Source organism: Sphingomonas sp. SFZ2018-12, from assembly GCF_022496715.1.
Lineage (GTDB): Bacteria > Pseudomonadota > Alphaproteobacteria > Sphingomonadales > Sphingomonadaceae > Sphingomonas.
Map to the genome: position 1 here is coordinate 86435 of NZ_WTFM01000001.1, position 13349 is coordinate 99783.

The 13349-nt window shown below is 69.5% G+C and carries 9 protein-coding genes; 7 read left to right on the forward strand and 2 right to left on the reverse strand.

Annotation, left to right across the window (positions count from 1 at the left end; all coding sequences use genetic code 11):
• Positions 1-212 precede the first annotated feature (212 nt).
• The 4 genes from GO308_RS00465 (at position 213) to GO308_RS00480 (ending at position 6124) form a co-directional block, all read left to right on the forward strand.
• A complete protein-coding gene (locus GO308_RS00465) occupies positions 213-1601 on the forward strand; it encodes a TIGR03013 family XrtA/PEP-CTERM system glycosyltransferase (protein WP_066546643.1) in 1389 nt (462 codons plus the stop codon).
• Entirely contained in the window at positions 1598-3646 is a 2049-nt protein-coding gene (prsK, locus tag GO308_RS00470) for an XrtA/PEP-CTERM system histidine kinase PrsK (protein WP_240883495.1), read from the forward strand. The genes GO308_RS00465 and prsK overlap by 4 nt, the downstream gene beginning before the upstream one ends.
• Entirely contained in the window at positions 3643-5013 is a 1371-nt protein-coding gene (gene prsR, locus GO308_RS00475) for a PEP-CTERM-box response regulator transcription factor (protein WP_240883496.1), read from the forward strand. Before prsK ends, prsR begins: the two co-directional genes overlap by 4 nt.
• Positions 5014-5302: 289 nt before the next feature.
• Positions 5303-6124 carry a DUF815 domain-containing protein gene (locus GO308_RS00480; protein ID WP_240883497.1) on the forward strand — a complete coding sequence of 274 codons (822 nt, stop codon included), beginning with the start codon at positions 5303-5305 and terminating at the stop codon, positions 6122-6124.
• 129 nt (positions 6125-6253) lie between these two features.
• Here the strand turns inward: GO308_RS00480 and GO308_RS00485 are convergent, their stop codons facing one another.
• A complete protein-coding gene (locus GO308_RS00485) occupies positions 6254-8041 on the reverse strand; it encodes an ABC-F family ATP-binding cassette domain-containing protein (protein WP_240883498.1) in 1788 nt (595 codons plus the stop codon).
• Between the two features lie 102 nt (positions 8042-8143).
• On the opposite strand from GO308_RS00485, the gene GO308_RS00490 reads away from it, so the two are divergent.
• The 3 genes from GO308_RS00490 to GO308_RS00500 all read left to right on the forward strand — a co-directional run bounded on the left by GO308_RS00490 (position 8144) and on the right by GO308_RS00500 (position 10781).
• Positions 8144-8458 (forward strand): hypothetical protein, encoded by a 315-nt coding sequence (locus tag GO308_RS00490; protein ID WP_066477119.1) that lies wholly within the window; start codon positions 8144-8146, stop codon positions 8456-8458.
• A 42-nt stretch (positions 8459-8500) separates the two neighbouring features.
• Positions 8501-9178, forward strand: a complete 678-nt coding sequence (locus tag GO308_RS00495) for a response regulator transcription factor (RefSeq protein ID WP_066477094.1) — start codon at positions 8501-8503, stop codon at positions 9176-9178.
• 226 nt (positions 9179-9404) lie between these two features.
• Positions 9405-10781, forward strand: a complete 1377-nt coding sequence (locus GO308_RS00500; RefSeq protein WP_231726046.1) for an ATP-binding protein — start codon at positions 9405-9407, stop codon at positions 10779-10781.
• A gap of 106 nt (positions 10782-10887) precedes the next feature.
• Here GO308_RS00500 and GO308_RS00505 read toward each other — a convergent pair whose 3' ends face one another.
• Positions 10888-13260 (reverse strand): S8 family peptidase, encoded by a 2373-nt coding sequence (locus tag GO308_RS00505; protein ID WP_240883499.1) that lies wholly within the window; start codon positions 13258-13260, stop codon positions 10888-10890.
• Between the last annotated feature and the right edge of the window lie 89 nt (positions 13261-13349).

Consider the following 13349-nt stretch of genomic DNA (forward strand, 5'->3'; position numbering starts at 1 on the left):
CGCGCCCGGCCAGTTGAGGTTGGCGGGAGGATGCAAGGGACATCTGCACCTGACCGGCCGCCTTCGAGCGTTGCCCGGTGGACCCCGGCACAGGGCCGGGATGACGACTTTGGTGAAGCGGTGCGCCACCCCCTCGCGTTCAACCTTTGTTTGTCAATTCCTGCGACAGGGGGTGTGTCGGATTCGTTTACATCGAGGTCGCAGCCCCCGCCATGATACGCCTGTTCCGGCATTATGTGCCCAATGCGGTGCTGTTGCTCGGCCTGCTCGACCTCATCGTGCTGGTGGCCGCAGGCGAGATCGGCTGGATCCTGCGCGCGCACCAGATCGGGATGCGCGTCGAATCGATGGTGATGCGACTGCCCCAGCTGGCGAGCTTTGCCGGGTCGCTGATCGTCGCCATGGTCGCGGTCGGCGTCTATGGGGCCGATGCGCTGCAATCGCTGCGGGTCGCCGCGGCGCGGCTGCTGGTCGCGGTCTCGCTGGGCGTCATCTTCCTCAGCGTGCTCTATTTCCTGGTTCCGCCGCTGACCTTCTGGCGCTCCAACCTGATCTTCGCGATGCCGCTGGCGGCGGCGATGCTGTTCGCGCTGCGCATCCTGCTCGGCAAGACGCTGGGGGGGCAGGTGTTCAAGCGCCGCGTCGTCGTGCTGGGCGCGGGTCCGCGCGCCGCCCGGCTGAAGGCGCTCGCCCGCCAGCCCGGCGCCGCTTTCGCCGTGGTCGGCTATGTCTCGATGAGCGAGGCGAACCGCGTCATCCCCGAAGCCATCGCGCGCGACGCGATCTACAATCTCGCCGACCATGTCGTGTTGCTGAACGCCAGCGAAGTCGTGCTGGCGCTGGAGGAGCGGCGCAATGCGCTGCCGCTCAAGGACCTGCTGCGCATCAAGACGACCGGGGTCCACGTCAACGAGATTTCGACCTTCCTCGAACGCGAGACGGGACGCGTCGATCTGGACAGCGTCAATCCGAGCTGGCTGATCTTTTCCGACGGCTTCTCGTCGGGCCGGATGTTCTCGAGCGCGTTCAAGCGCCTGTTCGACATCGCGGCCAGCCTGGCGCTTCTGATCCTGACCGCGCCGGTCGTGCTGGTCACCGCCCTGCTGGTCAAGCTCGACAGCAAGGGGCCGGCATTCTACCGCCAGCGCCGCATCGGCCTGTACGGCCAGGGTTTCGACATCATCAAGCTGCGCTCGATGCGCGTCGATGCCGAAGTCGCCGGTCAGGCGGTCTGGGCGGAAAAGGACGATCCGCGCATCACCCGCATCGGTCGCATCATCCGCAAGCTGCGCATCGATGAACTGCCGCAGTGCTGGAGCGTGCTGAAGGGCGAGATGAGCTTCGTCGGCCCACGCCCCGAACGCCCGCAATTCGTCGAGGAGCTCGAAACCTGCCTGCCCTATTATGCCGAACGGCACATGGTGAAGCCGGGGATCACCGGTTGGGCCCAGATCAACTACCCCTATGGCGCGTCGATCGAGGATTCGCGCCAGAAGCTCGAATATGACCTGTTCTACGCCAAGAACTACTCGCCCTTTCTCGACCTGCTGATCCTGCTCCAGACGGCGCGCGTCGTGATCTTTCCCGAAGGCGCGCGATGAGCGCGCTTTTGTCGCTCTGGGCGCACGCGCTGGCCGCGCTGCTGTTCGCCGCGCTGGCGGTGGCCGCATGGCGCGCACAGTCGACCGAACTCGCGGGCCGTGTCTTTCCGGTCGCGCTGTTGCTCACCGCATTGTGGGCGGTGGCCGTCGCGGGGCTCGGCATCGCACAGCCGGGCACGCGCATCGCCGAAACGCTCCAGCAGCTCGGCTGGCTGGCGGTGATCCTGATCCTGCAGCGGCGCACCGGCGCGCCGACCAGTATCGGGCTGTTCGCGGTCTATGGCGTCGTCGCCGCACTCGCGGTGACCGGGCTGGCGTTGCAGGTTCTGGCCGACACATCGGCGCGCGTGGCCGATCCTTCCGATGTCCTGCGCACCGCCGTCGCGCTTCAGCTCGTCGCGGCGATCGCGGAGCTGTTGATCCTCCAGCAGCTGTTCCCGCTGATTGCCGCGGGTCCCACGCGCACGCTGGCGCTGGTACTGGCCGGCTTCGGGCTGATCGACGCCAACATCGCCTCGGTCGAGCTGGTCGCCGGTGAGATCGCCCCGGAGATCGAGGCTGCGCGCGGCATCGCGCTTGGGCTGCTCGGCGGTGCGGTGGCGCTGGGGCTGTTCCAGCGCGCCGAAATGCCGTTGCGCCTGTCGCGGTCCGCCGTGGTGCGCGCGCTGAGCGCGATGGTCGCCGCCCTTTATCTCGCCGGGCTCGTCGGGATGACCGCCGCGCTCGCCGCGGTCGGCGGTCCCTATGCGCGCGTCGTCCAGACCGCATTCGTGTTCGGATCAGTCGCCGCCACGCTCGTCCTCGTCTCCTCGCCGCGGCTCAAGGCGCGCGCCAAGGTGATGCTGGCCAAGCACCTGTTTCGCCACCGCTACGACTATCGCGTCGAATGGATGCGCTTCACCAGCACGCTGGGCAATCCGGCGGGCGAGGACGCGGCCTCGCTCGACACGCGTGTGGTCAAGGCGGTTGCCGATCTGGTCGATGCGCCCGCGGGGCTGCTGCTGGTGCCCGACGGCGCGGGGCTGGGCATCGGATCGGGGTGGAACTGGCATCTGCCCGTCGCGCCCGGCGGGGACGAGGCGCTCGCCACCTATCTGCAACGCACCGGGCGCATCATCGAAATCGACGCGGTGCGCGCCGGCCATGCCCATGCTGCCGACAGCGCCGCGATCCCGCGCTGGATCCTCGACTTGCCCGACGCCTGGGCACTGGTGCCGCTGCCGCATCTCGACCGGATGCAGGGCGCCATCCTGCTCGCGCGGCCGGCACTGGGTCGCGCGCTCGACTGGGAGGATTTCGACCTGTTGCGCATCGCCGGGCGCCAGGTCGGGAGCTACCTCGCCGAAGCGCACGCCCAGGGCGCGCTGGCCGAGGCGCGCCGCTTCGACGAGTTCAACCGGCGCTTCGCCTTCATTATGCACGACATCAAGAATCTGGTCAGCCAGCTCAGCCTGGTCGCGCGCAACGCCGAACGCCACGCCGACAATCCCGATTTCCGCGCCGACATGGTCGCCACCCTGCGCGATTCGGCGGGGCGGATGAATGATTTGCTCGCCCGCCTGTCGCAGCATCACGCCCCGCGCGCCGACACGGTGCGCGCGATCGACCTGATGCCGCTGCTCGACCGTGTTGCCGCCGCCCGTCGCGGCCAGCATCCGATCGCGGTCGGGGGCAGCGGCGCGCCGGTCGTGATGGCCGATCCCGCGCGGCTCGAAACCCTGCTCGCGCACCTCATCCAGAACGCGATCGAGGCGAGCCCGCCCGGCGAACCGATCACGATCGCCGCCAGCGCGATGGGTGACGAGGCCGCGATCGACGTAATCGACCGCGGCTGCGGCATGTCGGCGGCGTTCGTGCGCGACCAGCTGTTCAAGCCGTTCGTGTCGTCAAAGCCCGGCGGCTTCGGCATCGGCGCCTATGAGGCGCGCCAGCTTGCCACCGGCATGGGCGGCCGTGTCGAGGTGCAGAGCCGCGAAGGGGTGGGCACGCGCTTTCGCGTGCTGATGCCGATCGCGCAGATCGACCAGTTGGGAGCCGCCGCATGACCGCGTCCGCCGCCATTTCCGAACGCCGCCTGCTGATCGTCGAGGACGACGCCGGGCTGCAGCGCCAGCTGCGCTGGGCCTATGAGGGGTATCACATCACCACCGCGCACGACCGCGAAAGCGCGATCGCGGCGCTGCGTACCGAAGAACCCGAGGTCATCACGCTCGACCTCGGCCTGCCCCCCGATCCCGACGGGGTGAGCGAGGGCTTTGCCACGCTCGCCGAAATTCTGGCGCTCAGCCCGCACAGCAAGGTGATCGTCGCCTCGGGTCATGGCGACCGCGACAGCGCGCTGCGCGCGATCGCGATGGGGGCCTATGACTTCTATGCCAAGCCGATCGACATCGATGCGCTGGGACTGATCGTCGCACGCGCCTTCCACGTCCATGCGCTGGAGGCCGAGAACCGCCGGCTCGCCAGCCGCGAGGCGGCCAAGGCGACGCTGGGCGGCATCCTGACCGCCGCGCCGGAAATGCTCAAGGTCACGCGCACGATCGAACGGGTGGCGGCGACCGATGTCTCGGTCATGCTGCTCGGCGCGAGCGGAACGGGCAAGGAGCTGCTCGCCCGCGGCCTGCATGACGCCAGCCCACGCGCCAAGGGCAATTTCGTCGCGATCAACTGCGCCGCGATCCCCGAAACGCTGCTCGAGGCCGAGCTGTTCGGCTATGAAAAGGGCGCGTTCACCGGCGCGGTGAAGACGACCGAGGGCAAGATCGAACAGGCGCAGGGCGGCACGCTGTTCCTCGACGAAGTCGGCGACATCCCGCTGCCGCTTCAGGTCAAGCTGCTCCGCTTCCTGCAGGAACGCGTGATCGAACGGATCGGCGGCCGCCGCCTGATCCCCGTCGACACCCGGATCGTCTGCGCGACGCATCAGGACGTCGATGCGATGGTGGCGGAAGGGCGGTTCCGAGAGGACCTGTATTATCGGCTGGCGGAAATCATCGTGCGCATCCCGTCGCTCGCCGAGCGCACCGGCGATGCCGGGCTGCTCGCGCGGCACTTCCTGCGCCGCTTCGTGAGCGAGATGAAGCTGGCCCCGCGCGGCTTCGCACCCGATGCGCTGGCGGCGATCGATGCGTGGCACTGGCCGGGCAATGTCCGCGAGCTGGAAAACCGGGTGAAGCGCGCCGCGATCATGGCGGAGGCCAAATTGGTCACCGCCGCCGATCTCGATCTCGCCGAAAAGGTCGACGACGCGCTGCCGATCAACCTGAAGGCGATCCGCGAAATGGCCGACCGCCGCGCGATCCGGCGCGCGCTGACCCGGGCGGAGGGCAACATCTCCGGCACCGCACGCCTGCTCGGCATCAGCCGCCCGACGCTGTACGACTTGATGAAAGCGTATGACCTGCAGGCATAGGTGGAGATCGAGTGGCCGCCCGCCGGAATGCCACCGGAACCGTTTGTCACCAGAAGCGGGCTTCTAGAGCATGATGACATTGTGTGGAATCAACGCTCGTCACTCCGGCCTTGTGCCGGGGGCCACCGGGCCGCGCCGTCCCCACGGTCGTGACGTGTTGTTCCGTGGACCCCGGCGCAAGGCCGGAGTGACGGCAGAATTGTTGGTGAACGCTTCGCCAATCGTCCGACCCGCCAGCGGATCATCGCCGCCCATTCCCGCTCCCGCCGATCCGCGATAAGCGGGTTTCGTGACCGATCAGCCCACCCCCCCCCTCGAACGCATCGCCGCCGCGCTGGAGCGGCTCGCCCCGCCGCCCCCGGCGATGGCCGATCTCGTCGCGCATCCCGCCTATCTGTGGCAGGGCGAGGTGGTCGTGGCGCTACGCGACTTCGCGCCGCTTCCGATTGAACGGCTGGTCGGCATCGATCCGCAAAAGGCCGCGATGCTGGCCAATTTCGATCGGCTGGCGGCGGGGCATGCCGCGCATGACGTGCTGCTGTGGGGCGCGCGCGGCACCGGCAAGTCGGCACTGGTGGCCAGCGCGGTCGCGGCGGTTCAGGCGGCGGGCGCGACGCTGGCGCTGGTCGAGGTGCCCGCCGAACGGATCGACGGGCTGGCGCGGCTGTTCGACACGCTGGCGGGCGTCGACCGGCGCTTCGCGGTCTTCATCGACGATCTCGGCTTCGACCGGCCGGGCGACGCGCGCGCGCTGCGTTCGCTGCTCGAGGGCGGAGCCCAGGCGCGGCCGGACAATGTCCGGCTGGTGGTCACCGCCAATCGCCGCCATCTCGTCCCCCGCGACCTTTCCGAACAGGACAGCGCGATCAATCCGCGCGACACGATCGACGACGCGCTGGCGCTCGCCGACCGCTTCGGGCTCAGCCTGGGCTTCCACGCGATCGACCAGGACGGCTATCTGGCGATCGTCGCACGCGGCGCTGAGCAGCACGGCCTGCCCTTCGACGCCGCCGATGCCCTGCAATGGGCGACGCGGCGCGGCAGCCGCTCGGGCCGGGTCGCCGGGCAATATCTGGTCGAGCTCGCCGGGCGTATGGGGATGCGGATTTAGGGCTGCATCCCGCTCCGACTCGATCGACCCGTTTGCTTCGAGCGAAGTCGAGAAGCGTGTTCGGGTGCGCCAGACGTTTCTCGACTTCGCTCGAAACGAACGGGTCGAAGGGTCATTGAACTTGTCCGATCAGCCCAGCGCTTCGACCTGCTCGGCCAGTTCGAGCCAGCGCAGCTCGGCCGCGTCCTTCTCGGCCCGTGCGGCGGCGATCGCATCGCTCAGCGCCTGAAAGCGCTTGGGATCGCGTGCATAGAGCGCCGGGTCGGCCAGTGCGGCTTCATCGGCGGCGATACGCTGGTCGAGCTTTTCGATCTGCTGGGGCAGCAGTTCATAGTCGCGCTGGTCCTTGTAGCTGAGCTTGGCGCGTTTGGGCGCGGCGGGGGCGGGCGCGGGGCGCTCGGAAGGCGCGGCGGCCTTGCGCGTCGCCGCTGGGCGCTGGCGCCGCTTCGCCTGCCAGTCGGCATAGCCGCCGACGACGACGTCCACGTCGCCGCTGCCGTCGAGCCCCGCGGTCAGCGTGACGGTGCGGTCGAGAAAGTCGCGGTCGTGGCTGACGATCAGCACGGTGCCGTCGTAATCCGCGATCACTTCCTGCAACAGGTCGAGCGTTTCCAGGTCGAGGTCGTTGGTCGGCTCGTCGAGCACCAGCAGGTTGCTGGGCCGCGCGAATTCGCGCGCCATCAGCAACCGCGACCGCTCGCCGCCCGACAGCGTGCCGACCTTCGCATCGATCAGCTCGGGCGCGAACAGGAACTCCTTGAGATAGCCGTGGACATGCTTGCGCGTGCCCAGCACGTCGATCCACTCGCCGCCGTCCGCCAGCACGTCGCGCACCGTCCTGTCGGGGGCCATGCGGCTGCGCTGCTGGTCGATGATGATCGGCTCCAGCGTCTTCGCCAGCTTCACCTCGCCCTGGTCGGGCGCGACCTCGCCGGTCAGCAGCTTGAGCAAGGTCGACTTGCCCGCTCCGTTGCGTCCGACGATGCCGATGCGGTCGCCGCGCGTGATGCGCAGGTTGAGGTCGCGGATGATGGTGCGGTCGCCATAGGCCTTGCTGGCGCCCTTGGCGTCGATCACCACGCGCGTCTTGCTGTCGTTGGCGGCGGTCGCCAGCGCGGCCGTGCCCTGCGGGCCGGTCATCGCCGCGCGTTCGGCGCGCATTTCCATCAGCTGGGTCAGCCGGCCCTGGTTGCGCCGCCGCCGCCCGGTGACGCCGCGGTGCAGCCAGTGTTCCTCGATCTTCAGACGTGCGTCGAGCCGCTCGGCGGCGCGCCGTTCCTCCGCCTCGACCTGATCGGTCCACGCCTCGAACCCGCCAAAGCCGATTTCGGCGCGGCGCATCGTGCCGCGATCCAGCCACAGCGTCTGACGGGTCAGCCGGGTCAGGAAGGCGCGGTCGTGGCTGATGACGATGAAGGCACCGCGAAAGCGGGTCAGCCATTCCTCCAGCCACTCGATCGCCGCGATGTCGAGATGGTTGGTCGGTTCGTCGAGCAGTAGCACATCGGGGTCCTGCGCCAGCGCCCGCGCGATCGCGGCGCGCCGCCGCTCGCCCCCGCTGGCGGTGGCGCATGCGCGCGACAGGTCGATGTCGAGCTGGTCGGCGATCGCTTCGGCTTCGTGGCGCGCCGGCGCGTCGTCGCCCGACAGCACGAAATCCATCAGCGTGGCGAACCCGTCGAGGCGCGGCTCCTGTTCCAGGATGATGACGCGCGTGCCCGGCACGATGGTGCGGCGCCCCTCGTCCGCGTCGATCCGTCCGGCGATCAGCTTGAGCAGCGTGGTCTTGCCCGCCCCGTTGCGTCCGATCAGCGCCAGCCGGTCGCGCGCGCCGACATGCACGTCGAGGTGGCGGAACAGCCACCCGCTGCCCTGGACGAGGCCAAGGTCTTCGTAGCTCAGGATCGGTGCTGCCATGGCGCGGGCGGTTACGTTGCGCCGCGCCCGGGCGCAAGCCGATGATGGCGCATCCTATTCACAGGCTGTTCAACGCGCGGGACCTATGGCAACCGCGTGATGATGTTCCGACGTTCCCTGATCGCGCTGTCGCTGCTGGGCCTTGTGCCCGGCGCAGTCGGCGTGGCCGACGCCCAGGCCTGGCGCAAGCGCGACGACCAGCAGGCCGCGCACGAAGGGCGCCGCAGCGGCAACCTGCTGCCGCTGCGCGAGATCGAGCGCCGGGTCGTGCCGACGATGCGCGGCGCGCAATATCTGGGCTTCGACTTCGATTCGGCCAGCGCCATTTACACGCTGAAGTTCCTGCGCGATGGACATGTGATCTGGATCGACGTCGACGGCCGCTCCGGCCGGATCGTCGGCCGTTCCGGGGAATAGCCGGCGGGCCAACCGCCGCCAGTCAGAAAGAAGGACCGTTCCATGCGCGTGCTGATCGTCGAGGACGAACCCAATCTGGGCAACCAGCTCCGCCAGACGCTTGAAGGCGCGGGCTATGCCGTCGACCTGGCGACCGATGGCGAGGAAGGGCATTTTCTCGGCTCGACCGAAACCTATGACGCGGTGATCCTCGACCTGGGCCTGCCCGAAATCGACGGGCTGACCGTGCTCGACCGCTGGCGGCGCGAGGGGCGGGTGATGCCCGTGCTGGTGCTGACCGCGCGCGACAGCTGGTCGGACAAGGTCGCCGGGCTGGACGCGGGCGCGGACGATTACGTCGCCAAGCCCTTCCAGACCGAGGAGCTGATCGCCCGGCTGCGCGCGCTCATCCGCCGCGCCTCGGGCAATGCGTCGGCGGAGCTGATCGCCGGCGATATCCGGCTCGACACCCGCTCGGGCAAGGTGACCAAGGCGGGCGAGCCGGTGAAGCTGACCGCGCAGGAATACAAGCTGCTCAGCTACCTGCTGCATCACAAGGGCAAGGTGGTCAGCCGCACCGAGCTGATCGAGCATATCTATGACCAGGATTTCGATCGCGATTCGAATACGATCGAGGTGTTCGTGACGCGCATCCGCAAGAAACTGGGCGCGGACGTCATCACCACGATCCGCGGTCTCGGCTACAGCCTGGAAGAACCCGCTGGCGCGGACGCCGGGTAACGGAGGCCGCATGGCTGCGCTCACCCCGAACGTCCGGCGCGGAAACCGCGTCTGAGGTCCTGATGACCCAACCCCCATCGTCACCCCGGCCTTGCGCCGGGGTCTCGCTGCCCGATCCGGCGCAGGAACAAGCGGGACCCCGGTACCGGGCCCGGGCGACGGTTGTGTCCGGTCGAGCGCTTGGAAGGGCGGGGGAACCCGGTCTGGTCAGACCCGACGACAGCCCATGACCGCAACCCCGCTCGAGCCGCCCCCGCGCAGCTATGTGCGCATCACCGGATCGCTGTCGCGCCGGATGATCGCGATCGCAAGCGCGTGGATCTTGCTGCTGCTCGCGGGCGGCGGCTTCGCGCTCGACCGCGTGCTGACCCAGGCGATCACCCGCAATTTCGACGAACAGCTCGAATATGTGCTGAACGCGATGATCGCGTCGGCCGAAATCGACACCGCGGGCGAAGTCGTGCTGAACCGCGAACCTGCTGACCAGCGGTTCCTTGAGCCTGATTCAGGGGCCTATTGGCAGATCAGCGCGCCCGGCGTCGACGTCTTCCCCTCGCGCTCGCTGTGGGACCGCACGCTGCCGACCGGCGAGCCGCATCGCGACATGGCGGTGCACGTCTACGACAGCGCCGCCTTTCGCGACAATGAGCTGCGCATCGTCGAGCGCGACGTGCGGTTGCCGCGATCGCCCCGGCTGTGGCGGTTCCAGGTCGCGCAGAGCCGCGAGGTGCTCGATTCCCAGATCGGCGCGCTGCGCGAAACCCTGGTCCAGAGCTTCCTGCTGCTCGGCCTGGGACTGATCGGCATGGCCGCGCTGCAGACCTGGTACGGGCTGCTGCCGCTCGGCAAGGTGCGGCGCGAACTTGCCCGGCTGCGCACCGGCCAGGCCGGCCGGGTCGAGGGCGCGATGCCGGCCGAGGTCGCACCAATGGTCGAGGAACTGAACGCGCTCATCGAGCATAACGACCGCCAGGCGGAGGAGGCCCGCCGCCACGCCGGCAATCTCGCCCACGCGCTCAAGACCCCGCTCACCGTCATCATGAATGCCGCCGCCGCCGGGTCGAACGATCTCGACGCAACCGTGATCCGCGAAGCGCGCACGATGCGCCGCCAGGTCGACCATCACCTGGCGCGCGCCCGCGCGGTCGGCCGGCGCGGTTCGGCGCACAGCCGCGCGGCGGTCTGGGCTTCGGTCGAAGCGGTCGAGCGCGCGGTCGCCCGGCTCTATCCCAATGTCCGCATCGACGTGGACGGCGACAAGACGCTGATCGCGCGGATCGAGCGTCAGGACCTCGACGAGATGCTGGGCAACCTGGTCGAAAACGCCGCCAAATATGGCGGCGGCAGCGTGTTCGTGACCGCGCGCGCTGCGATGGGCTTTGCCGAACTGCTGGTCGAGGATGACGGCGGCGGGATCCCGGAGGGCGATCGCCAGCGCATCTTCGACCGCGGCGTCCGCCTCGATTCGGGCAAGCCCGGCACCGGCCTCGGCCTCGCCATCGTCCGCGATGTCGCCGAAATCTACGAGGGCACGGTGACGCTGGAGGAAAGCGAGGATCTGGGCGGGCTGCTGGTGCGGCTCAGGCTGCCGCTGGCGGGGTGAGGTCCGGGAGCCACGTTTCTCGACTTCGCTCGAAACGAGCGGAACGGCGAAGCGGGCATCCCGGGCCTCGCCGTTCGTTTCGAGCGAAGTCGAGAAACGTATCCGCTCAAAACCCCAGTGCCAGCCGTGCGGCCACCCCCAGATCGTCGGGCAGCGCGGCGAAATTGCCCGGATCGCGGCGCCAGAACAGGTTGAGGTCGGCGTTGGCGGGGCCGAACGGTCGGCTGTAGCGCCACTCGACGTCGATCTCGCGGCCGGTGGGGGCGAGGTTGAGACGCTGGAGGCGATAGCCGCCCGCGCGGCCCGCCGCATAATCCCATTCCCCCGCCAGGCTGAGGTCGAGCCCGCCGTGCGTCACCCGCAGCGGCTGGGCGATGCGCAGCCCGAACGAATCGCGCGCGTCGAACAGCCCCGCCTTGCCGATGTCGAACGCATAGCCGGCGGTACGCAGGCTGCCGCCGCCGTTGATCGCGCCGCCCGCGCCGATCCGGGTCCAGCCCTGGCGCATCGTGCCGCCCAGCGACCAGCCGTCGCCCACTTCGTAGCGCAGCGTCAGGTCGGCGAAGTGGCTGACCGCGCCCGGCGCGCCCAGCGCGTCGGCAAAGCGCGCGCCCAGCACCGTCGCGCGCTCGTCGAGCCGGGTATAGCTCAGCTGCGCATCCAGCGCGCCGAAGCGGCGGTCGACGCCCAGCACCAGCCGGTTGAACGGCAGTCGCCGCCACCCCGTGCGCCCGTCGCGCGTCTCGGTATCGGCAAATTCGCGGGTCAGGACATCGCCCGTGTCTACCGCGCCGGTGATACCCCAAGCGCCGAAGCGATGCCGTACCGCGCCCGCCGCCAGTACGTCGAGGTCGAAGCCGCTGCCGCCGGCCGGGTCGCGTGCGACCAGGAACGCCGGCTCACGGCGTCCGGCCAGCCGGGCGGCGAGCGTGTCGCTGCCTTCGGACGCGGCAATCGCAAAGCTGGCGCGCGATCCCAGCGCACCGGTGACGCTGGCGGCCAGCGCACGGGCGCGGAACGCGTCGCGCTGCTGGAGGAACAGCTGCTCGACCTGCGTCGTGGTGCGCCCCGGCGCGATCGTCATCGCGATCGCTGCGCCTCCGATCCCGGCGCTCAGGTTGCGCCGGTCGAACCGCAGCGCCTGGGTCAGCCGCGGCACCGGTCCGGCGCGCGCGATGGTCTGGGCCAGATCGATCGCGAAGGCGCGGTTGAAACCGTCCAGGATGACCGCACCGACCCCGGCGGGGGTCGCGGCGTCGCCCATTGCCGGAGACAGCACGCCGTTGCGCGCGGTCGAGATCGCCGTCTGGCTGCCCGCGAGCGACGTCGTCCCGACCGGCTGGAAGGCACGACGCAGGTCGAGAATGCCGCGGCCATAGGTCGCATCGACGCCGCTTGCGCCGGCATCGCGCGCCGATCGATAGAGCAGGTCGACGATCTGTGCGCCGCTCAGCGTCGGAAACGCCTGGGCGAGCAGCGCCACCGCGCCGGCGATCTGCGGCGCGGAAAAGGACGTGCCCGACCACAGGCAGACCGACGTGTTCTCGCACGGCGCGCGCACCTGTTCGCCGACGGCGGCCAGGTAGAAATTGGCGCTGCTGCCCGCCCGGTTGCTGAAGCGCGAGATCACGTCGGTGGTGCCGACCGATCCCGCGATGATCACCAGTCCCCGGCCGACCGCAGGATCGTTGGCGGGCGACGTGAATGGGTCGGGATTGGCGCCTTCGGGCTGGTCGCCGTCATTGCCCGCGCTGATCACGATGACGATGCCGGCGGCGGTCGCACGGTTGATCGCCTGCACCGTCGCGTTGCTGGGGGGCGACCCGCCGAGCGAGATGTTGATGACCCGCGCGCCCGCGTTGCGCGCCACGTCGATCGCGGATCCAATCGCGGTGCCGCTGTGGCTGCAGCCGCTTTCGTCGACATCGGGGTCGCTGGTCGCGCAGCTGCCCGGCGTATCGGTGCGCAGCGCAATGATCGTCGCGTCGAACGCGATGCCGTGGGTGCCGACGTCGTTGCGGCGGCCGGCCGCGGTAAAGGCAACCGCCGTGCCGTGCCCGTCCTCGTCATCGGTCGATCCGTTGCCGGCGGTGCTGGTCGATGCCGAGCTGATCCGTCCCGGAAACTCCTGGGTCCCCGCATCGATGCCGGTATCGACGATGCCGATGCCGACGCCCCGCCCGGTCGCGCCGTTCTGATACGCGGTCAGCGCGGTCGCCGAAACCGGACCGACAGAGGCGCGATACTCTGACGTGTCGAAATTGACCGGGGGCGGCGTGGGCGTCGGGGAGGGGGTGGGGGTCGGCGCCGGGGTCGGCGTCGGTGTAGGGCTGGGTGTCGGTGCCGGCGCCGGCGCCGGGGGGATCGCGCCGATCCCGCCGCCCCCGCCCCCGCCGCTGCATCCCGCGATCGCCAGCGCGAGCGCAGTAGTGACCAGTCCCAGGCCGAGGGGTGACGCGGTTCTTATCCGGCAACGCATATCCGCACGCTCCCCACCCGATTGTTCTTGGCCTTCAACACTACGTTGCCACGGGGCCGGGGGATGCGCTTGCCGGGTGGGATCGTTGA

Bases quoted from the DNA above. Each gene is read 5' to 3' on its own strand.
- GO308_RS00465 (WP_066546643.1), top strand. From the start codon at position 213: ATGATACGCCTGTTCCGGCATTATGTGCCCAATGCGGTGCTGTTGCTC.
- prsK (WP_240883495.1), top strand. From the start codon at position 1,598: ATGAGCGCGCTTTTGTCGCTCTGGGCGCACGCGCTGGCCGCGCTGCTG.
- prsR (WP_240883496.1), top strand. From the start codon at position 3,643: ATGACCGCGTCCGCCGCCATTTCCGAACGCCGCCTGCTGATCGTCGAG.
- GO308_RS00485 (WP_240883498.1), bottom strand. From the start codon at position 8,041: ATGGCAGCACCGATCCTGAGCTACGAAGACCTTGGCCTCGTCCAGGGC.
- GO308_RS00490 (WP_066477119.1), top strand. From the start codon at position 8,144: ATGTTCCGACGTTCCCTGATCGCGCTGTCGCTGCTGGGCCTTGTGCCC.
- GO308_RS00495 (WP_066477094.1), top strand. From the start codon at position 8,501: ATGCGCGTGCTGATCGTCGAGGACGAACCCAATCTGGGCAACCAGCTC.
- GO308_RS00500 (WP_231726046.1), top strand. From the start codon at position 9,405: ATGACCGCAACCCCGCTCGAGCCGCCCCCGCGCAGCTATGTGCGCATC.
- GO308_RS00505 (WP_240883499.1), bottom strand. From the start codon at position 13,260: ATGCGTTGCCGGATAAGAACCGCGTCACCCCTCGGCCTGGGACTGGTC.